The sequence below is a fragment of the Roseateles sp. P5_B10 genome (assembly GCF_056400485.1).
Map to the genome: position 1 here is coordinate 1 of NZ_JBFULE010001436.1, position 747 is coordinate 747.

General features: G+C 68.1%; 1 pseudogene. It reads left to right on the forward strand.

The features are described from left to right. Positions 1 to 747, forward strand: a pseudogene (locus AC1DU6_RS33830) (heme utilization protein); the annotation flags it as partial.

Genomic DNA, 747 nt, shown 5'->3' on the forward strand with positions numbered 1-747 from the left:
CAGCTCAGCAACCTCGCCACCGACAACCTGAACGCGCTGGGCACCAGCCAGTTCGCTTCCCTGAACTCCGGCCAGTTCGGCTCGCTGACCACCGCCCAACTCGGCAAGCTCGAGACCGCCGACCTGCGCGCCGTCTCGACGGCCGCGCTCAACGGCCTGTCTTCCGACCAGGTCGGCGCCCTGGCCAGTGACGCCGTCGGCTCGCTGACGACGGCACAGGTCGGCTCGCTGGGCACTGCCCAGATCAAGGGACTGACGACGGGTGACATGGTCGCCCTGACTTCCGGCCAGATTGCCGCCATCAACTCCAACCAGGCGGGTGCGCTGTCCACCGCCCAGATCGCCGCCATCGAGACAGCCGACGTCAAGGCCATCTCCACCGGCGCGCTGCGCAACCTGTCGACGGACCAACTCGACGCCCTGACGAGCGACCAGCTGCGCGCACTGAGCTCGACGCAGCTCAATGCGCTGACGACCGCCCCGCAGGTCAACAACCTGTCGACGGCCGATCTGAATGTGCTGACCACCAGCCAGATCGCCAATCTGTCGACGGCCCAGGTCCGCGCGCTGACCACCGACCAGCTCGGCCACCTGACCACCGACAACCTCAACGCCCTGGGCACCGCCCAGTTCGCGGCGATGAGCTCCAGCCAGTTCGGTGCACTGACCACCGGCCAACTCGGCAAGCTCGAAACCGCCGACCTGCGCGCCGTCACGACCGCGGCCCTCAACGGCCTGTCTTCCGAC